General features: G+C 43.6%; 14 protein-coding genes and 2 pseudogenes. 6 read left to right on the top strand and 10 right to left on the bottom strand.

Annotated features, from left to right (window positions below; translation table 11 throughout):
* Positions 1 to 594: pseudogene (locus AC5JM2_RS34180) on the top strand (hypothetical protein); the annotation flags it as partial.
* Between the two features lie 85 nt (positions 595 to 679).
* On the opposite strand, the pseudogene AC5JM2_RS34175 reads toward AC5JM2_RS34180, so the two are convergent.
* From AC5JM2_RS34175 to AC5JM2_RS34165, 3 genes and pseudogenes are all read right to left on the bottom strand, one after another.
* A pseudogene (locus AC5JM2_RS34175) lies at positions 680 to 1,166 on the bottom strand (four helix bundle protein).
* An 86-nt stretch (positions 1,167 to 1,252) separates the two neighbouring features.
* On the bottom strand, positions 1,253 to 1,960 hold the full coding sequence (locus AC5JM2_RS34170) for a DUF305 domain-containing protein (protein ID WP_495840384.1): 708 nt from the start codon (positions 1,958 to 1,960) through the stop codon (positions 1,253 to 1,255).
* Positions 1,961 to 2,483: 523 nt separating this feature from the next.
* Positions 2,484 to 3,563: an ATP-dependent 6-phosphofructokinase gene (locus tag AC5JM2_RS34165; RefSeq protein ID WP_495840382.1), complete on the bottom strand. Its 1,080-nt coding sequence runs from the start codon at positions 3,561 to 3,563 to the stop codon at positions 2,484 to 2,486.
* 462 nt (positions 3,564 to 4,025) lie between these two features.
* Between AC5JM2_RS34165 and AC5JM2_RS34160 the strand changes: the two genes are divergently transcribed.
* Entirely contained in the window at positions 4,026 to 5,060 is a 1,035-nt protein-coding gene (locus AC5JM2_RS34160; RefSeq protein ID WP_495840380.1) for a hypothetical protein, read from the top strand.
* 448 nt (positions 5,061 to 5,508) lie between these two features.
* On the opposite strand, the gene AC5JM2_RS34155 is transcribed toward AC5JM2_RS34160, so the two are convergent.
* The 4 genes from AC5JM2_RS34155 to AC5JM2_RS34140 form a co-directional block, all read right to left on the bottom strand.
* Entirely contained in the window at positions 5,509 to 6,024 is a 516-nt protein-coding gene (locus tag AC5JM2_RS34155) for a GNAT family N-acetyltransferase (RefSeq protein ID WP_495840378.1), read from the bottom strand.
* Positions 6,024 to 6,305 carry a type II toxin-antitoxin system TacA family antitoxin gene (locus AC5JM2_RS34150; protein ID WP_495840376.1) on the bottom strand — a complete coding sequence of 94 codons (282 nt, stop codon included), beginning with the start codon at positions 6,303 to 6,305 and terminating at the stop codon, positions 6,024 to 6,026. Before AC5JM2_RS34150 ends, AC5JM2_RS34155 begins: the two co-directional genes overlap by 1 nt.
* Positions 6,306 to 6,493: 188 nt before the next feature.
* Positions 6,494 to 6,661 carry a hypothetical protein gene (locus AC5JM2_RS34145; protein WP_495840374.1) on the bottom strand — a complete coding sequence of 56 codons (168 nt, stop codon included), beginning with the start codon at positions 6,659 to 6,661 and terminating at the stop codon, positions 6,494 to 6,496.
* Positions 6,662 to 6,676: 15 nt separating this feature from the next.
* The gene (locus tag AC5JM2_RS34140) at positions 6,677 to 6,955 is read right to left on the bottom strand and encodes an SAM-dependent methyltransferase (RefSeq protein ID WP_210613479.1); all 279 of its coding nucleotides are present in this window, start codon (positions 6,953 to 6,955) and stop codon (positions 6,677 to 6,679) included.
* Between the two features lie 159 nt (positions 6,956 to 7,114).
* On the opposite strand from AC5JM2_RS34140, the gene AC5JM2_RS34135 reads away from it, so the two are divergent.
* Positions 7,115 to 7,798 (top strand): SDR family oxidoreductase, encoded by a 684-nt coding sequence (locus AC5JM2_RS34135; protein ID WP_495840372.1) that lies wholly within the window; start codon positions 7,115 to 7,117, stop codon positions 7,796 to 7,798.
* A 132-nt stretch (positions 7,799 to 7,930) separates the two neighbouring features.
* Here AC5JM2_RS34135 and AC5JM2_RS34130 read toward each other — a convergent pair whose 3' ends face one another.
* Together AC5JM2_RS34130 and AC5JM2_RS34125 are read right to left on the bottom strand one after the other, a co-directional pair.
* On the bottom strand, positions 7,931 to 8,140 hold the full coding sequence (locus AC5JM2_RS34130) for a hypothetical protein (protein ID WP_495840370.1): 210 nt from the start codon (positions 8,138 to 8,140) through the stop codon (positions 7,931 to 7,933).
* Positions 8,141 to 8,168: 28 nt separating this feature from the next.
* Positions 8,169 to 9,389 (bottom strand): pentapeptide repeat-containing protein, encoded by a 1,221-nt coding sequence (locus AC5JM2_RS34125; RefSeq protein WP_495840368.1) that lies wholly within the window; start codon positions 9,387 to 9,389, stop codon positions 8,169 to 8,171.
* A 582-nt stretch (positions 9,390 to 9,971) separates the two neighbouring features.
* Here AC5JM2_RS34125 and AC5JM2_RS34120 point away from each other — a divergent pair.
* Positions 9,972 to 10,166, top strand: a complete 195-nt coding sequence (locus AC5JM2_RS34120) for a heavy-metal-associated domain-containing protein (protein ID WP_495840366.1) — start codon at positions 9,972 to 9,974, stop codon at positions 10,164 to 10,166.
* 44 nt (positions 10,167 to 10,210) lie between these two features.
* A complete protein-coding gene (locus tag AC5JM2_RS34115) occupies positions 10,211 to 12,610 on the top strand; it encodes a heavy metal translocating P-type ATPase (protein WP_495840364.1) in 2,400 nt (799 codons plus the stop codon).
* A gap of 581 nt (positions 12,611 to 13,191) precedes the next feature.
* On the opposite strand, the gene AC5JM2_RS34110 is transcribed toward AC5JM2_RS34115, so the two are convergent.
* Positions 13,192 to 13,608, bottom strand: a complete 417-nt coding sequence (locus tag AC5JM2_RS34110) for a hypothetical protein (RefSeq protein ID WP_495840362.1) — start codon at positions 13,606 to 13,608, stop codon at positions 13,192 to 13,194.
* A 229-nt stretch (positions 13,609 to 13,837) separates the two neighbouring features.
* Here AC5JM2_RS34110 and AC5JM2_RS34105 point away from each other — a divergent pair, with 229 nt between their 5' ends.
* Positions 13,838 to 15,253, top strand: coding sequence for an AbeC-like domain-containing protein (locus tag AC5JM2_RS34105; RefSeq protein ID WP_495840360.1), 1,416 nt, complete (start codon positions 13,838 to 13,840; stop codon positions 15,251 to 15,253).
* Positions 15,254 to 15,564: the final 311 nt, after the last annotated feature.

Genomic DNA, 15,564 nt, shown 5'->3' with positions numbered 1-15,564 from the left:
CTAACCGCCATCGCCTCCAAACTGCCACCAGAATTATTACCCGAAGCACTCGCTGCCGCCAAACAGATAGAGTCTGAGTATTATCGCGCCAATGCCCTAACCGCCCTAGCGGACAAACTGCCAGAATTATTACCCGAAGCACTCGCTGCCGCCAAACAGATACAAAATGAGTCGAGTCGCGCCCAGGCACTAACCGCCATCGCCTCCAAACTGCCACCAGAATTATTACCCGAAGCACTCGCTGCCGCCAAACAGATACAAAATGAGTCGAGTCGCGCCCAGGCACTAACCGCCATCGCCTCCAAACTGCCACCAGAATTATTACCCGAAGCACTCGCTGCCGCCAAACAGATACAAAATGAGGGATATCGCGCTGAGGTACTAAAAGTTTTAGCTATCCCTTTATCAAAAATACCAACAGATCAGCTTTATTCATACTGGGAAAAAACACTGGATGAGTTATCTCTGCGTGATCGTAGAAATTTACTAACAGACATAGAGAAGCTAGTTCCAGTTATTTTTGCATTAGGTAATAATGCAGCAATAGCATCCATTAGTTGTTCTATTCAGAAAGTAGCACGGTGGTGGCACTAAAAAACACTTTGGTTATGAAATCACGCCTAAGACAGGCAGGGGTGCAGGGGTGCAAGGGTGCGGGGGAGCAGAAGAGAAACAATGTCTAATGCTTCATCAACCAAGGAGATGGATTGTTGATCATGTTGACTAAGCTACCTAGAATTTGGTTATAAATTCCGTAAAGTTCTCGACCTGTATCAACATCCAAATAATTACATTTAACAGCAAATTCTATCCAAGTTTGGGTTTCAGCAGCCTCTGACTCACAATCGCTCAACTTAGCCACAAATGCAGCTTCATATCTTCGTTTGCGCCATGCTTCTGCTAAATTGGCACAAACAGAACGTGATGATCGACGAATTTGGTGAAGCAGCGCGGTCTTGGGGAGGCAGTGCGTTGCGGGGGTTCCCCCCGTTGTAGCACCTGCCGTGGTTTCCCCCATGAGCGACTGCTGAACCCGGAGGGTCAGTTAAAGAATACCGTTCCTCTGTAGGAAACTTTTTAGACACCTCAAATATTTTCATTGCAGCATCAAAAGCCATTTGATAAACTCTTAAATCTTTATGACTTTTAATTGGTTCTCTTTCCATCTCCCCTGCTCCTCTACTCCTCTGCTCCTCTGCTCCTCTGCTCCCCTGCTCCCCTGCTCCCCTGCTCCTCTGCTCCCCCGCTCCCCTTACTGGTTATACCAAGCTTGTCGCCACTTCTTCATTTGTGCAATTTCTTGTTGTTGAGAAGTGATGATATTTTGAGCCAGTTTCTTGATTTCAGGGCGCTTGGACTTATTCAATGCATCTTGCGCCATTGTCACCGCTGCTTCATGATGTGGAATCATTGCATTGATGAAACGCAAATCAAACTCGCTATCAGCAGCTCCCAAGTCCATGTCCATTCGCATAGCTTTAGATTGTTCAGGAGGCATTTCCATCATGTGATTCATCTGAGCATTCCAAGCCATTGGCGTGCTAGCTGCTTTGGGATACCAAGCTGTACGCCACTGTTTCAACTCAGCGATTTCTTTGTTTTGAGCTTTGATGATTTCCTGTGACAGCTTTTTGATTTCAGGACGTTTTGATTTCTGCAGGGCTTCTTTTGCCATCACCACAGCACCTTGATGGTGTGGAGTCATCGCATCAATGAACCGCAAATCGTAGTTCGCATCCGCTGAACCTAAATCCATGCTGTGATTCATGTCACTACTATGATCCATACCACCGTGGTTCATCTGCTGCTTGTCGGTAGCCTCAGTTGCTGTGGTGTTTGGGGCTTGAGTTTGATTTTGAGAAGCAGTTGTAGAACAGGCGGTTAGGGATGCGAGTGCGATAAAGGTAACTGTAAAAAACCCAGTTTTCCAAGAAACACGTTGCATAGAATTTTTATCCATATTATGGTTTGTTCCTCTATTGTGAAATCTCCAGTCAACTAGAGAGTCAACTATAACGTTTTGCTATAGTCGTTAACTGTTGGTGCAAGATCCGATGCGCACCGAACACACCGCGAACAAAGAAAGTCTTTGCTGTTCCACTCACAATTCAGGACTTAGCCAGGACTTTCTAGGTGAGAGATTTGTTTAACTTTGCTTAATACTTAGTATTTCAAACAGAAATGAAATGAGGATGAAATGCCCAGCAATCATCCGAGAAAATCTATTTGAATGCCTGTCATTGCGTTAGCGTAGCGTGCGCGAAGCGCATACGGAGCGATAGCGGAGTGAAGCAATCTCAGACTCTTGCGATTGCTTCGTTTCACTTCGTTCCACTCGCAATGACATATCACAAGTATTTTGCCGGACATGATATTAAGCGTTAAAAGTTCCTTGTTCCCTGTTAAGCGTTAAGCGTTCCCTTCATTCCTTCGCCAATTTCTGAGTAGTGTAAAGACGTTGCACTGCAACGTCTTGACAAATGTTAATCTCCCAAATAAATACCTAAACCACGAGCAGTTTTGACTAAAGTATCCTCTGGGTTGACAGCTCTATACTGAGCGATCGCCTCAGCAATGGGTACAGGAAAAACTCGGCGATTTTGCCATGTTACCATGTAGTCATATTTACCTTCGTCTATGAGGTTTACTGCTGCTACACCAAAGGCAGCTGCCACGAGTCGATCCAGTGGTGAAGCGGTTCCACCCCGTTGGATGTGTCCTAATACTGTGACTCGGGTTTCTGCACCAATGCGATCGCTAATTTGATCAGCTAAGTATTGACCAATACCACCATACCGAGATTGACCCAAGCGATTTGTCATTGTAATACTTTCACCCTCTTGAGTACGAACTGCTTCGGAAACAATAATTAAACAATAGTTTTTGCCTTTTTCTTGGCGTTGTTTAATTTTGTGACAAATGTGGTCAATCGTGTAGAGAATTTCTGGAATTAAAATCACATCTGCGCCCCCAGCAATTCCCGCAGCAATTGCAATGTGTCCTGCATCACGACCCATGACTTCTAAAATCATGACTCGACTGTGAGAAGCAGCTGTAAAATGTAACCTATCGAGTGCTTCTGTGGCAATATTAACTGCAGTATCAAAACCGATCGCATGTTCAGTAATCCCAATATCATTATCAATCGTTTTGGGAATACCTACTAAATTAATACCGCCTTGTTGTGCCAAGCGACGGAGAATAGCCAAGCTACCATCGCCACCAATCCCAATCAAAGCATCTAAACCGAGTTGATGGTAGCCTGCAATGATTTCTTCTGAGCGATCGCATACACTGCCATCAGCCATAGGAAAAGCAAAAGGATCACCTTTGTTGGTGGTTCCTAACATTGTCCCACCAGAAGTTAATAGCGGGTCAACTTGGTCGATTTCCAGTTTTGTGAATTGCGGTGGACGCGCCATTAATCCCACAGTTGCTTGACGAATTCCCAGCACTTCCCAACCTTTTCCACAAGCACAATGGACAACAGCTCTGATCACTGCATTCAAACCAGAGCAATCTCCTCCACTAGTAAGAATGCCAATACGCTTGTATTTTCCCATATGTTATTTAACATTTCAAACGTGAAATATATTTAGTAGTAGATTAAACGATTAGCAGCACTCAATAACCGAAAATTTTTAGGTAATTTTATATTGGGTAATTTTATATATAGTGAATCTGCGCTAGTGTCAAGAACTAGGGGGGTAAGGGGGTAAGGGTGTAAGGGGGTAAGGGATGAGGTAGCACGGCGCAGGAGAGTAGCCAGTACTCGAAAGCGGCTTTCACAGGCTTATACCATAGCCACGCCAAAGGCGTAAGCGCAAAGCGTAGTTATGGTATACAAAGCTGCGCTTACCCTTTGGGACTTACAAAGCAGCTGTGCCATAAGCATAGTCTGATTAACAGTCCGAGGGATCTGTCTTAAACACAGGCTCCTTTTCTTTTTATACTTGTATCAAGATCTTTCTTTTCTCACGCTTGTGCTTTTTTAGTCTAAATTCCAGTACTTTAGGAAAGTTTTTATGAAGATATCAGATGCAGATAAGGCAAAACAAATCGTATCTCCCTGGTGGCGCTGGCCTCTTGAAGCTTTTTTCCCGGATAAAAAATTTGATGGACAATTTCAAAATCCAGGTAACGAAGAAGTTTTTGATTTCGACGCAGTGATGGAATTTTTTGAGCCAATTACCATGATTGCATCTGAGATCGTCTATTATCCAAAAAACGATCAGCGCGAACTTTTTGCAGTATTTGTTTCTGGGCTGGGACAAAATGAGTCAGAATCTTCAAAAAGGAGCCGTAGGTATGCTGATACTCTTTTAACTGGCATCGCCAATATGAACAACTCCACTTTTCTTAAAAAACGTCCAGTTATCGCTTGCATTAACCGAAGCCTTGACTGGGTTAATGCATTTCTTGACTATATTGGTTTATCTGGTAGTCCAGTCATTGAAAATTTAGCAACTTTGATAACTTATGCTGTAAACAATTCAAAACCTCTCAATTTATCAGGCGATAGTCTTGGAACAATTTTTTTGGCTAGAGCTATTAAGCTTGCTAAAACAAATTTTATTTGTGAACACGCTAGGGTGTTTGACTTTAAACAACGACGAATTCAAGAAAAGAAATGGGAACAGCGCACTAGTCAACTCATCAATGTTTTCACCTTTGGAAATGTCTATCGAAAATGGGTAGCAGGTCCAAATTACATTATGGTTTTCATTCAAGGCGATCTATTACCAGAGAAATTTGGAATAACACCCCAAAGAGCTATTAAGCAAAAACGAAAGGATATAAAATTTTTGATATTTCCGCGTTTGTTTCCTCAAGGCAGCTTTGAAGCCCATAACATGATGTTTACAATCGAACTTCTTAGCGAAATCTTTGAAAAAAATCATATTGAAATTGGTGATTTTGTGGGCTTATATAACAAACTTAATTCCGGCACCCTAAAAATTGCCACACCTGATGAAGTAACATGGCCAAGGGACATGAAAGATTACACATGGGATCAAAACAGCCTCAAGTCAATTCCATCTTTATCGGCACACGAATAAAAATTTAAGCGTTGCTGATTTGAAGGATGTCATGCTGTTCGCAGCGTCCCTTGCACGTGTCACGCCACTTGCAAGGGACGCTAACGCTTCATTACAAAAAGACTGGATGGCTGTCAACAACTAAGGGTGTAAGGGGGAATGGGACTAAGTTAAGACACAGCCCTTGCCCTGACTGGTTCCCAGCCTGGAGGCTGGGAACTCATCCTGGGAGGCTCTGCCTCCGGGGGGTTGACCAGAGGCAGAGCCTCTCAAAATACATTCCCAGCTTAGAAGCTGGGAACGAGGCAAACCGTATTGCTGCCGGAACCAAGAGCGTTGCGTTGGCTGCACATTCGTCATAACTCTTAACAAAAATATTGTTGATATCTATTATCAACAGGTGCGTGACGCGCCTGGAGGATACGCAAACCATCGCGGATGACTTCACTTTCCGTAGCCCATAAAGAACTTATCCTGCGGCTTCGAGCGATCGCCCAATGTCCTTGAAAAGTAAAAGCAGGTGCAGGGGATTGGTTGGGGATTCTTCCATACCGAAATTGCGGTAAAAGGCGCGGGCTTCCTCGTCTTTGGCGTGGACAAGAAAAGCGCGACCGCCAATCGTTTCTGCCCCCGCGAGGGAGCGGCGTAGCGCATTGCGGAACAGGGCTTTGCCTAAGCCTTTTCCCTGCTCGCCTTTGTCAATGGCAAACCGCGCCATCAGGATCACCGGCACAGGATAACGCCCTTGCCCTTTGATGACATGAGCGGGGGCCGAGTCCGGTGATATGGATGCAGGGGCAAGGCTGTAATAGCCAATGACGCGATCAGCACGTGTCAGGACGTAGGTTCTGGCACCGCCGCTTGCCTGATTTTGCAAAGCGTATTTGATCAGGAAATCATTAAGTGGTGCCTTCTTGCAATCAAAATCCGCGATCAGGTGATGTTTGGCAAGCAGAACAGGCTCGTTTAAAGGCTCACTGTGCATTAAAACGGTTCCGGTTCGCTAAAGAGTCGCTGCAAGGCGGGAACGACTTTCGGCGGTGCGTCAAGACGTTCGCAGAACGCTTCCCACTGCTCAGGCGGCAAGCGAAACTCTGTTTGATGCATAAGAATCGCATTCGCGGCATCAAGCGATGCTTGCAGCACAAACTGGCTGACATTCGTGTGCCGCACGCGGGCCGCTTCTGCCAGTATCGCCTTTTGCGGCTCCGTCGCGCGAATGGAAAGCCGCGATTCTTTGGGCGTTGCGGCTTCTGCCTCAAACATAGTTTTTCTCCTATGGCGTTTTTTGTATTCCCAATGTACACCCAATTAATTGAAGCTGCAATCTATGTTAAATGCGATCGCCCTTGGCGGCTCCCTGCCGGAGCATCGCACCTGGAAGCCCATTTTTCCTGAACCCAATACGGTTCGGTTAACGTTTTGATATTTTGAAATAGATATCTGCGCAATGACTACGGCTCTATTCCTTCATCAATCCAAACATCAATTGCTGTTTTTACTTCTGATTCAGTCACGCTAGACCATTCTTTTTCATTAATAATTGTTTGAAATACCGCTCTTTTACCGTGACCAACTTTTTCTATTACGTGTCCGCGGTACAAATTTTTAGGCTTAATCATTTTTATATGTGCTCGCTAACGGATCTGGGTTTTGGATTTTCGTGCCGACTTGGGCGGTGTTCGGTGTGCACCAAAGTATTTCTCACTACGATAACGTAGCCACACGCGCAACACTTGCGGAATCTGTTCTTTTTGTTCCTTGCTTAAGGTATTGTAAAGGGCTAAGGCGCGATCGCGTTCCCCCCGACAAGCAGCATTGTTGTGGGCATCCCAATAACTGCGAGCAACCCGAATCCGCCGACAGACTTCTTTAATGAGTTCTTCCCCAGTAAGTGGAACTTCCTGCTTTGCCATACAATTATGCTACAAATTTCTAATACCATTGTAGCGAGTTAGATCTAACTCAAACTCGTCAAATCCTGACATCGATTTCAACATTGTAAATGCGATCGCCCCAAAGCGATATCACTGCTAAACTTCTACATAAATAAAAAACGCGATTGGAATATCTGGATGACCAAGCAGATTGTGATTACAGGCGTGAGTCGCGGTCTAGGTTTAGCCATGACCGAACAGTTTATTGCACGAGGACATACGGTGATTGGGTGTACCCGCTCAACTACAGCTGTGGAACAATTATGCCAGCGCTTTGCTGCTCCTCATGATTTCACTTGTGTCGATGTTGCGGACGAATCAACTGTGCAAGGATGGGTCGAGCGAATTCTCACAACCTATGGCTCGCCCGATTTATTGATCAACAATGCCGCTTTAGTGAATCATCCAGCACCCCTGTGGAAAATACCATCGGATGAATTCTCGCAGTTAATTGACGTTAACATCAAAGGCGTTGCTAATGTGATTCGTCACTTCGTGCCAGCGATGATTCAACGCCAGCAAGGGATTATTGTCAACTTCAGTTCGGGTTGGGGGAGATCGACCTCGCCAGAAGTTGCTCCTTACTGCGCCTCTAAGTGGGCAATCGAAGGACTAACGCGATCGCTTGCGCAAGAACTACCTGCTGGCATGGCAGCAATTCCCCTCAATCCCGGCATCATTCACACCAAGATGCTGGAAATGTGCTACGGCGAGGATGCAGCCCTATTTACACCACTTAAGAATTGGGTGGAAAAAGCGGTGCCATTTTTGCTTTCGTTGAAACCTGAAGATAATGGCAAGCCGTTAACGGTGCCGAATTAGAGGATATCCAGTGGATTGATTGACTGAGAAAATGCGACGGAACCACGGTTCCGGTGCCAATAAAAAAACCGCCACGTGGGCGGGCTGAATAAACTTGAAACGATTAATTAATCGTTCGCGGGAAGTTGTTTTTTAGCTACGTTCAGCCAATTGTGAGCAGTCTTGGTCATCTGCATGAATGGCAAGAGAGAAAGCGTGCTTGCGACGCTCCGCTTGCGTAGCGTGTCCGGAGGACACAGGGAGCGCTAGCATTGCTAATCGCCGTATATACCCCAATTGTTGTTTTGCCCAAAATGTGAGTTTTGGGAATTCCCATGCCGCGATAGCTGGGGGGGATGTCAAATTGAGCAATGTTTCGGAACGGTGCTAATCAGCTACTACCATTCTCTGGTTCCGGTGGTAGCCCAAGCTGATCACGAAATTCCTTGTCGTACTTTGCTCCCTGCCAATTTCTCGCGAGATTGACTTGAACGGATTCCAGGTTTTTGATGTTTCTGAGGTTGGCACCTTCGAGGTTGGCACCTTCGAGGTTGGCACCTTCGAGGTAGGCACCTTCGAGGCTGGCACCTCTGAGGTCGGCACCTGCGAGGTAGGCACCTTCGAGGTTGGCACCTTCGAGGTGGGCAAGTTCGAGGTCGGCAAATTCGAGGTGGGCAAGTTCGAGGTGGGCACGTTCGAGGTGGGCACGTTCGAGGTGGGCATCTTCGAGGTGGGCACCTCTGAGGTGGGCACCTCTGAGGTCGGCACGTTTGAGGTGGGCACCTCTGAGGTCGGCACCTCTGAGGTCGGCACCTTCGAGGTGGGCAAATTCGAGGTGGGCAAATTCGAGGTCGGCACCTTCGAGGTCGGCACCTCTGAGGTCGGCACCTTCGAGGTGGACGAATTTGAGGTCGGCACCTTCGAGGTGGGCGAATTTGAGGTGGGCACCTTCGAGGTGGGCACCATTTAAATCCACATGGCTTATAAGTTCTGCATCAATCAGAAAAAGAATAACGCTTCCCTTGCGTTCTCCATCTTCAGCCAACCTCCGCAGCACCGACAATGTTCTGACACGCACTATGTCAAGCAGTATCTCTTGCTTTTGGTATTCGGGATCTTCTTCTTTTAATTCTTTACTAATTAGTTCTTTTAACTGCTTATCAATCAACAATTCTGACATTCGGTCGATATACGCTTCTACTGCCTGCTCACGTAAATTGTTGTCTGCTATTTCTTTTTCTTCTTTGGTGCGCTCCTCCGATCGCCTCTGCTCCCTCCGCTCAAAATACAATAACGCAAAAGGAATAGCGATCGCACCACCAGGCACCAACCAATCCCACAACGTTTTTGCAGATTGAAAGTTTTCGGTTTCCTTATACGTCAATTTAATGATTTCTTTTGTTTTGGGATTTAATTCTGCTTCTGTGGTTTCTGATTTATTTGAATCCTTCCCAATTCCAGTCCACTCGGGAACCCCCTCGAAGGGATACAATTTTGCAAAAGCGATAATCGCTCCAATTAAGGCAAGCAAGATAACAGTCCACCTCATCAGCTTTCGTCGCTTTCGCTTATCTTTGTCCCAATTGGCAAACCTCTCACGCAAACTATTCATCGACCACCCCAGAAAAAAGTCCTTGTATAATTATTAGCTGCAAGTGCGTTCAACTTATGCACCACTGGCAAGATTGCGTGGTTTTAGCGGAACCGTGGTTCTTTTCCTTGTAAGTTTTATTTCTCTGCCGCTTACAAAGGGGCAACTAACATAATACAATTCTGTTGTTGTACTTCATACCAATATGTCGAGAAAGCTGAACGTAGATTTCCACCAAGTTAAAATCTCTCAACCTTCTACCTTGTCTTTTGAATAAATTTTAAAAAAAGTAGCTAGTACTTCACAAGATCAAAGACCTTAATTTTTTACAGGATCTCGCGGAAAGTTTGACTTTCGCGAGGTTTTGTTATGCAAAGAATTGAGCGATCGCGTTTCTAACTTCTTCGCAGTTTGGATATACCTGTCGGAAAACTTGATATTTCGTATGCTCAACTCGAAGAAACCGGGTTTTTGCTATTAATGTACCGGCGCTCTAGAACAATATCCTCTTGACTCTCCAGTTGACTAGAGAATTTAAGATAGATTCAAGACGAAACACGTTGTTTGTAACTACACACCACTGATAATCAATCATTTACCTTTATGACACTACAACTTCAAGTCCCCAACATGGCTTGTTCTGCTTGTGCAGACACTATCACCAAAGCAGTTCAAGCAATTGATGCTGACGCAACTGTTCAAGCTGATCCCAAAACCAAAATTGTGTCCGTGAAAACTAACGCTTCTCAAACAGCAATTCAGGAAGCGATTACACAAGCTGGATATACAGTTGCCTGATTTTTGATATCTACTACTCTCAAGGGTGCAAAGGAGTTTGTCAAATGGATACCCTCACACTCAAACTACGAGGCATGAGTTGTGCGTCATGCGCCAGAAATGTTGAACAAGCAATTCGTTCTGTTCCTGGAGTGATTGACTCTAATGTCAACTTTGGTGCAGAACAAGCTAGTGTCAAGTATGATCCGAGAAAAACCAGCTTGGAGAAGATTCAACAAGCTGTAGAGGATGCAGGATACTCAGCTTACTCACTCCAAGAACAACAAATGCTGACAGGAGAATCGGATGCTGAAAAAGCTTCTCGGAGTGCTGAAGAACAGGATCTCACCCGTAAAATTTGGGTAGGAGGTGTTGTCAGTATCATACTTGTGTTGGGTTCGCTGTCTATGATGACAGGACTCAAGCTACCCTTGATTCCTGCTTGGCTTTCTCAGGGATGGTTTCAATTGGTGTTGACTGCACCTGTACAGTTTTGGTGTGGATATAGGTTCTATGTAAACGCCTGGAAAGCCTTGAAGCAACACACAGCAACAATGGATACGCTGATTGCATTGGGTACGAGTGCCGCATTTTTCTACTCGTTGTTTGCAACTGTTTTCCCGAACTTCTTGATCAACCAAGGCTTAATGCCAGAGGTGTACTACGAAACAGCAGCGGTTGTGATCACACTCATTCTGCTGGGGCGACTTTTTGAAAATCGCGCAAAGAGTCAGACTGGTGATGCCATTCGCCAACTCATTGGTTTACAAGCTAGAGATGCCCGTGTTATCCGCAATGGCAAGGAAATTGATGTTCCCATTCAAGAAGTTCAGATTGGTGATGTGATTTTGGTGCGTCCAGGTGACAAAATTCCTGTTGATGGAGAAGTGATAGAAGGCGCTTCTACTGTTGATGAATCAATGGTTACCGGCGAAAGTGTCGCAGTGAAAAAGCAGCCACCAGACGAAGTTATAGGAGCGACAATTAATAAAACAGGTAGCTTTCAGTTCCGGGCAACGAGAGTAGGAAAAGATACCGTTTTGGCTCAAATTGTTCAACTCGTGCAACAAGCTCAAGGCTCAAAGGCTCCCATTCAAAGATTAGCAGACTCTGTGACGGGATGGTTTGTACCAGTGGTTATTGGTATTGCGATCGCCACCTTCATCATCTGGTTTAACATCGTCGGCAATTTGACATTTGCCCTGATCACAACAGTCAGTGTGTTGATCATTGCTTGTCCCTGCGCTTTGGGTTTAGCAACCCCCACTTCTGTGATGGTGGGTACAGGTAAAGGTGCAGAAAACGGTATTTTAATCAAAGGAGCAGAAAGCTTAGAACTGGCACACAAAATTCAGACGATTGTGCTGGATAAGACTGGAACTCTGACTCAAGGTAAACCCACTGTCATCGACTATGTTACCGTCAACGGTACTAGGGATAGTAATGAGTTAAAACTTCTGCACCTAGCCGCATCAGTTGAGAGAAATTCTGAGCATCCTTTAGCTGAAGCAGTTGTGAGATATGCTCAATCACAGCAGGTAGATTTAGGTAACGCGCAGAAATTTGAGGCAATTGCAGGAAGTGGCGTCCAAGCTATTGTTTCCAACCAGCTTGTCCAAATTGGGACACAACGCTGGATGGAGGAACTGGAAATTAACACTGATGCCCTTAGTGAACACAAAGCTGCGTTGGAAGCTGCTGGCAAAACTGCGATTTTGATTGCTGTAGATGGCGAAATGCAAGGATTGATGGGTATTGCAGATGCCTTAAAACATAACAGTGAAGCTGCTGTCAGAGCACTACGCAAGCTCGGTTTAGAGGTAGTGATGTTGACGGGAGATAACCGCAAAACTGCTGAGGCGATCGCCCGTGAAGTTGGCATTACCCGCGTCTTTGCCGAAGTTCGACCAGACCAAAAAGCACAAGTGATTCAATCTCTTCAAGCAGAGGAGAGAAGAAGAAGAGGAGCAGAGGAGCAGGGGAGCAGGGGAGCAGAGGAGCAGGGGAGCAGAGGAGCAGGGGAGCAAAGGACTGCGTTAGCGCAGCGTGACCGAAAGTCATATATAAAAGAGGTAAAAAAAGAAACTCAGCACTCTATTGTGGCAATGGTGGGTGATGGTATCAATGATGCACCTGCCTTGGCTCAAGCAGATGTGGGGATAGCGATTGGTACAGGGACAGATGTTGCGATCGCAGCCAGTGATATCACTTTAATTTCTGGAGACTTGCAAGGCATTGTCACCACCATTCAACTCAGCCGCGCCACGATTCGTAATATACGTCAAAATCTCTTCTTTGCCTTTATTTACAACGTTGCTGGAATTCCTATTGCTGCTGGCATTTTGTTTCCCATCTTTGGCTGGTTGCTCAACCCAATTATTGCAGGAGGAGCGATGGCTTTTAGTTCTGTGTCTGTCGTGACTAATGCCTTGCGCTTGCGTAATTTCCGTCCCAAAACTATTTAATCCATAGCAATCCTAAATGATTTGTGAACACTCATCCCTCTAGGGCAAACGCACTTTGTTACGCTCAGAATGACAAACGTGTTTTTGCAAAATTGGGATGCTCCCTCAAAACCCTAGGAAAAGAGCATTCACGCTCATTTGTAATTGTGTAGAGCTTTTTCAACTTTACCAACTTTCGATAGTTGGGGGTCTTCCTTTACGTTGATGGCAGACATACGCAAAGCTCCCGGAATGTATATCATCCCAAAAATAAGTTTATCGCATGTTTCGGTTAAAATACCAACATTCGGTTATTTGTTGGTATTGTAAAGGATCTTTACCACTCTGGGCGTGTGTTCTACCAAAATGCCCTTTGGTGGAACTCACCCTAAAAAGGCTAGTTTTCGTCGGAAACCAAATTTTTGAGATCTAAGTATAATTTGTGTTTATTGTACTTAGTAAGCCTCCTCTCCAAAACTTATCCATTTTCTCTACCCTCTTTCTACCATTTCTCTCCTTTTTGGGAGTGAAATGTATTTACCCATACTGCGACACAAGATTTCGTAGTTTGCTACTTGCTTGAGGTTTAAAAGGTGTTTTTTTCACCCTAAACCAAATAACTTAGTAATCAAGGGTAACAGCTTACTACACGCTTCAACTAAACTGGCTGTAGTGGGTAGGACTGAAATAGTCCCTCTCAACATAGTAATAGCCTTCTTTGCAGTCTTTTGCATTACTCCTTCTTTAGACTCTTGACCCACTTCTGCTAAGACTTTTACCTGCTCCAACGCCTCAGCTTTATCCTCTTGTGTCAAATTTGCTTCAGCCTCAATCGCTGTCTGCAACTCCTTCAACAGTTCTGCCAGTTTCAGTGCTTCTGAGGCATCAGATTCTTGCAGTTGACCAATGGTCTTGGTAACAGTGCCACTAATCATTGCATATCTGCCTACCGCAAGCTGTTCAGCATTAATTGTACCACCATGCTGTATGATTCCTTCATTTTTCGCCGTATTACTCATAATAAGTTCTTTGTTTTGATTAAACTCTGTAAACTTGTTTGTATTTAATGGTAGCTCCGGTTAAGGTGCTGCCTCTACTGAACATTTTTACATGCGCACGATACTACAATGAAATTTATGTATAAAATTTCCGGAAAATCTCAAATCGGTTTTGTATCTATACTATACAACCTCTGACCAAGTTGCTCAAATATTTCTGCCACTTTAGGATAGCTAATTATTAAAAGAGATGAATTTAACTAAGACAGATACTACTCGATATCTTTGTGCTGCTGCCTATCTTAGCCCGACGTTTCGTGATTCAGTAATTCAACTAATTTTTAAGGAAGACTGTAAGGATATTGCGATATGTCATGGAGTTGATTTATCAACAGTACTTAAACACTGCCTCGCAGCACAAAAAAGAGAATTGAATAAACATAAATTTCTCGCATTTATATTCCTACTGGCTTGTGTAAGTGTTTTACTTCCAAATGATGAATGGGTATTCATTTTTATCTTATGTTTTCTACTCGCTTTAATACTTGTTTTTTCAGAAGCATGGAAACTTCGTTATGAAATCATTGCCAAAACCTTAGCTAAAAGTAATTTTGATCCAAATTATATAAACTTAACTTTCACTCAAAATGAAAAAATAAAACTTGAGGAAATAGCCAGAAAACAAAATAGTAATATTATCGTTTATGGAGGATATTCTCCCTTTGTAGGTTGCGGTTTTGAACTAGGTGGATGGTCTTTTGTTCTAAATATTAGTAAGGGAAAAGAAATAATAGAAAAAACTCTAACTCCTATTCCGTTTGCAATAGAAGAATTATACGAATATGTAGTTAATAGAATCAGAGAACTAAAATTATCTGAATTAAGCATTGAAGATAAATTATGTGTAAATGGACAAGAAATTCGAGGAAACAGCGTATTATTACCTGATATATTTAGTCGTCCATCTTCTCAAGTTGATGATAAATACGTTAAAAGTTTTGTCAATGCGACTACGGAGCATATTCGTTACTACAAACATATTAAAGTAATTACTTGGCAGGGAGAGTTAGTACTTTCGGTTTTTTTGAGAATTAGAAAAATTAATCAACAACTATTTATAGAAACAAATTTTTTTGTACTTTGTCCTGTTAAAAATGAATATTACTTATACTTAGTTGATGCTATAGAACCAGAAATTACTATTGACAAGCTAATGTCATTATTAATAAGTTCTGTGCTTGAAACTGTTCTTCTTTGGCCATTATCTATACTTAATATTTGGAATAAAGCCAACAGCAAAAAACAACTTCAGCAACAACGAAAAACAATGAGACGTATAATTAGGGAAACTCCAAATTACAACTATGGAGCAATTAACAGTGTACGTGAATTAGCAAGTCCTTCCATCTACAATCAATATTTTCAACAGCTCGATCAGGAAATGTATTTGAAAATTATCGAACGCCAAATTATAGATAGCATATGTAATTTTTTAGAAAATAAAAATATAGATACTTCTGATTTAAAGAATAGACAAAATGCAATATTTAACCAGGGAGTGATTCTCTCTGGAGGTTCTATTAAAGCTACAAATTTGTCTGTTGGAGAGCAAGCAAAATCTGTATTAATGAGTGGTGATATCGCTCCCTTTATGCCAAAAATGTAAGGATTCAGGTAGGGGTAGTGTTAGCCATTGGATGCCAAAAGTTTCGGTTTCGTGTTCCGCCTAATGCTAGGGAAGCTGTTATTTAGTGCCAACTCTGTCAAAAATATTGATATAATTATCTTTCAGCCCTTTGTCGGCTTTTGGGTTTTGATGAAGTACTGAAAGCTTAGTAGCTTGTATTAGGTAAGCATTTTAGTTCTTGTGCTTTCACTTGACGAAAGAGCCAAAAGTTGGAATGGGGGCGAAAAGTATTAATTTCTCGTGGAAATGGTGAGCGGCATCATCAACCTTGAGCGTTTTGCCAACTTCGG

It is taken from the genome of Brasilonema angustatum (assembly GCF_059505445.1).
Note: the sequence above shows the minus strand (reverse complement) of the source record. Positions and strands in the feature narration are given on the sequence as shown.

What these genes read in the sequence shown, in the direction of transcription:
- AC5JM2_RS34170 (WP_495840384.1), bottom strand. Translation starts at nt 1,960, where the DNA reads ATGGATAAAAATTCTATGCAACGTGTTTCTTGGAAAACTGGGTTTTTT.
- AC5JM2_RS34165 (WP_495840382.1), bottom strand. Translation starts at nt 3,563, where the DNA reads ATGGGAAAATACAAGCGTATTGGCATTCTTACTAGTGGAGGAGATTGC.
- AC5JM2_RS34160 (WP_495840380.1), top strand. Translation starts at nt 4,026, where the DNA reads ATGAAGATATCAGATGCAGATAAGGCAAAACAAATCGTATCTCCCTGG.
- AC5JM2_RS34155 (WP_495840378.1), bottom strand. Translation starts at nt 6,024, where the DNA reads ATGCACAGTGAGCCTTTAAACGAGCCTGTTCTGCTTGCCAAACATCAC.
- AC5JM2_RS34150 (WP_495840376.1), bottom strand. Translation starts at nt 6,305, where the DNA reads ATGTTTGAGGCAGAAGCCGCAACGCCCAAAGAATCGCGGCTTTCCATT.
- AC5JM2_RS34145 (WP_495840374.1), bottom strand. Translation starts at nt 6,661, where the DNA reads ATGATTAAGCCTAAAAATTTGTACCGCGGACACGTAATAGAAAAAGTT.
- AC5JM2_RS34140 (WP_210613479.1), bottom strand. Translation starts at nt 6,955, where the DNA reads ATGGCAAAGCAGGAAGTTCCACTTACTGGGGAAGAACTCATTAAAGAA.
- AC5JM2_RS34135 (WP_495840372.1), top strand. Translation starts at nt 7,115, where the DNA reads ATGACCAAGCAGATTGTGATTACAGGCGTGAGTCGCGGTCTAGGTTTA.
- AC5JM2_RS34125 (WP_495840368.1), bottom strand. Translation starts at nt 9,389, where the DNA reads ATGAATAGTTTGCGTGAGAGGTTTGCCAATTGGGACAAAGATAAGCGA.
- AC5JM2_RS34120 (WP_495840366.1), top strand. Translation starts at nt 9,972, where the DNA reads ATGACACTACAACTTCAAGTCCCCAACATGGCTTGTTCTGCTTGTGCA.
- AC5JM2_RS34115 (WP_495840364.1), top strand. Translation starts at nt 10,211, where the DNA reads ATGGATACCCTCACACTCAAACTACGAGGCATGAGTTGTGCGTCATGC.
- AC5JM2_RS34110 (WP_495840362.1), bottom strand. Translation starts at nt 13,608, where the DNA reads ATGAGTAATACGGCGAAAAATGAAGGAATCATACAGCATGGTGGTACA.
- AC5JM2_RS34105 (WP_495840360.1), top strand. Translation starts at nt 13,838, where the DNA reads ATGAATTTAACTAAGACAGATACTACTCGATATCTTTGTGCTGCTGCC.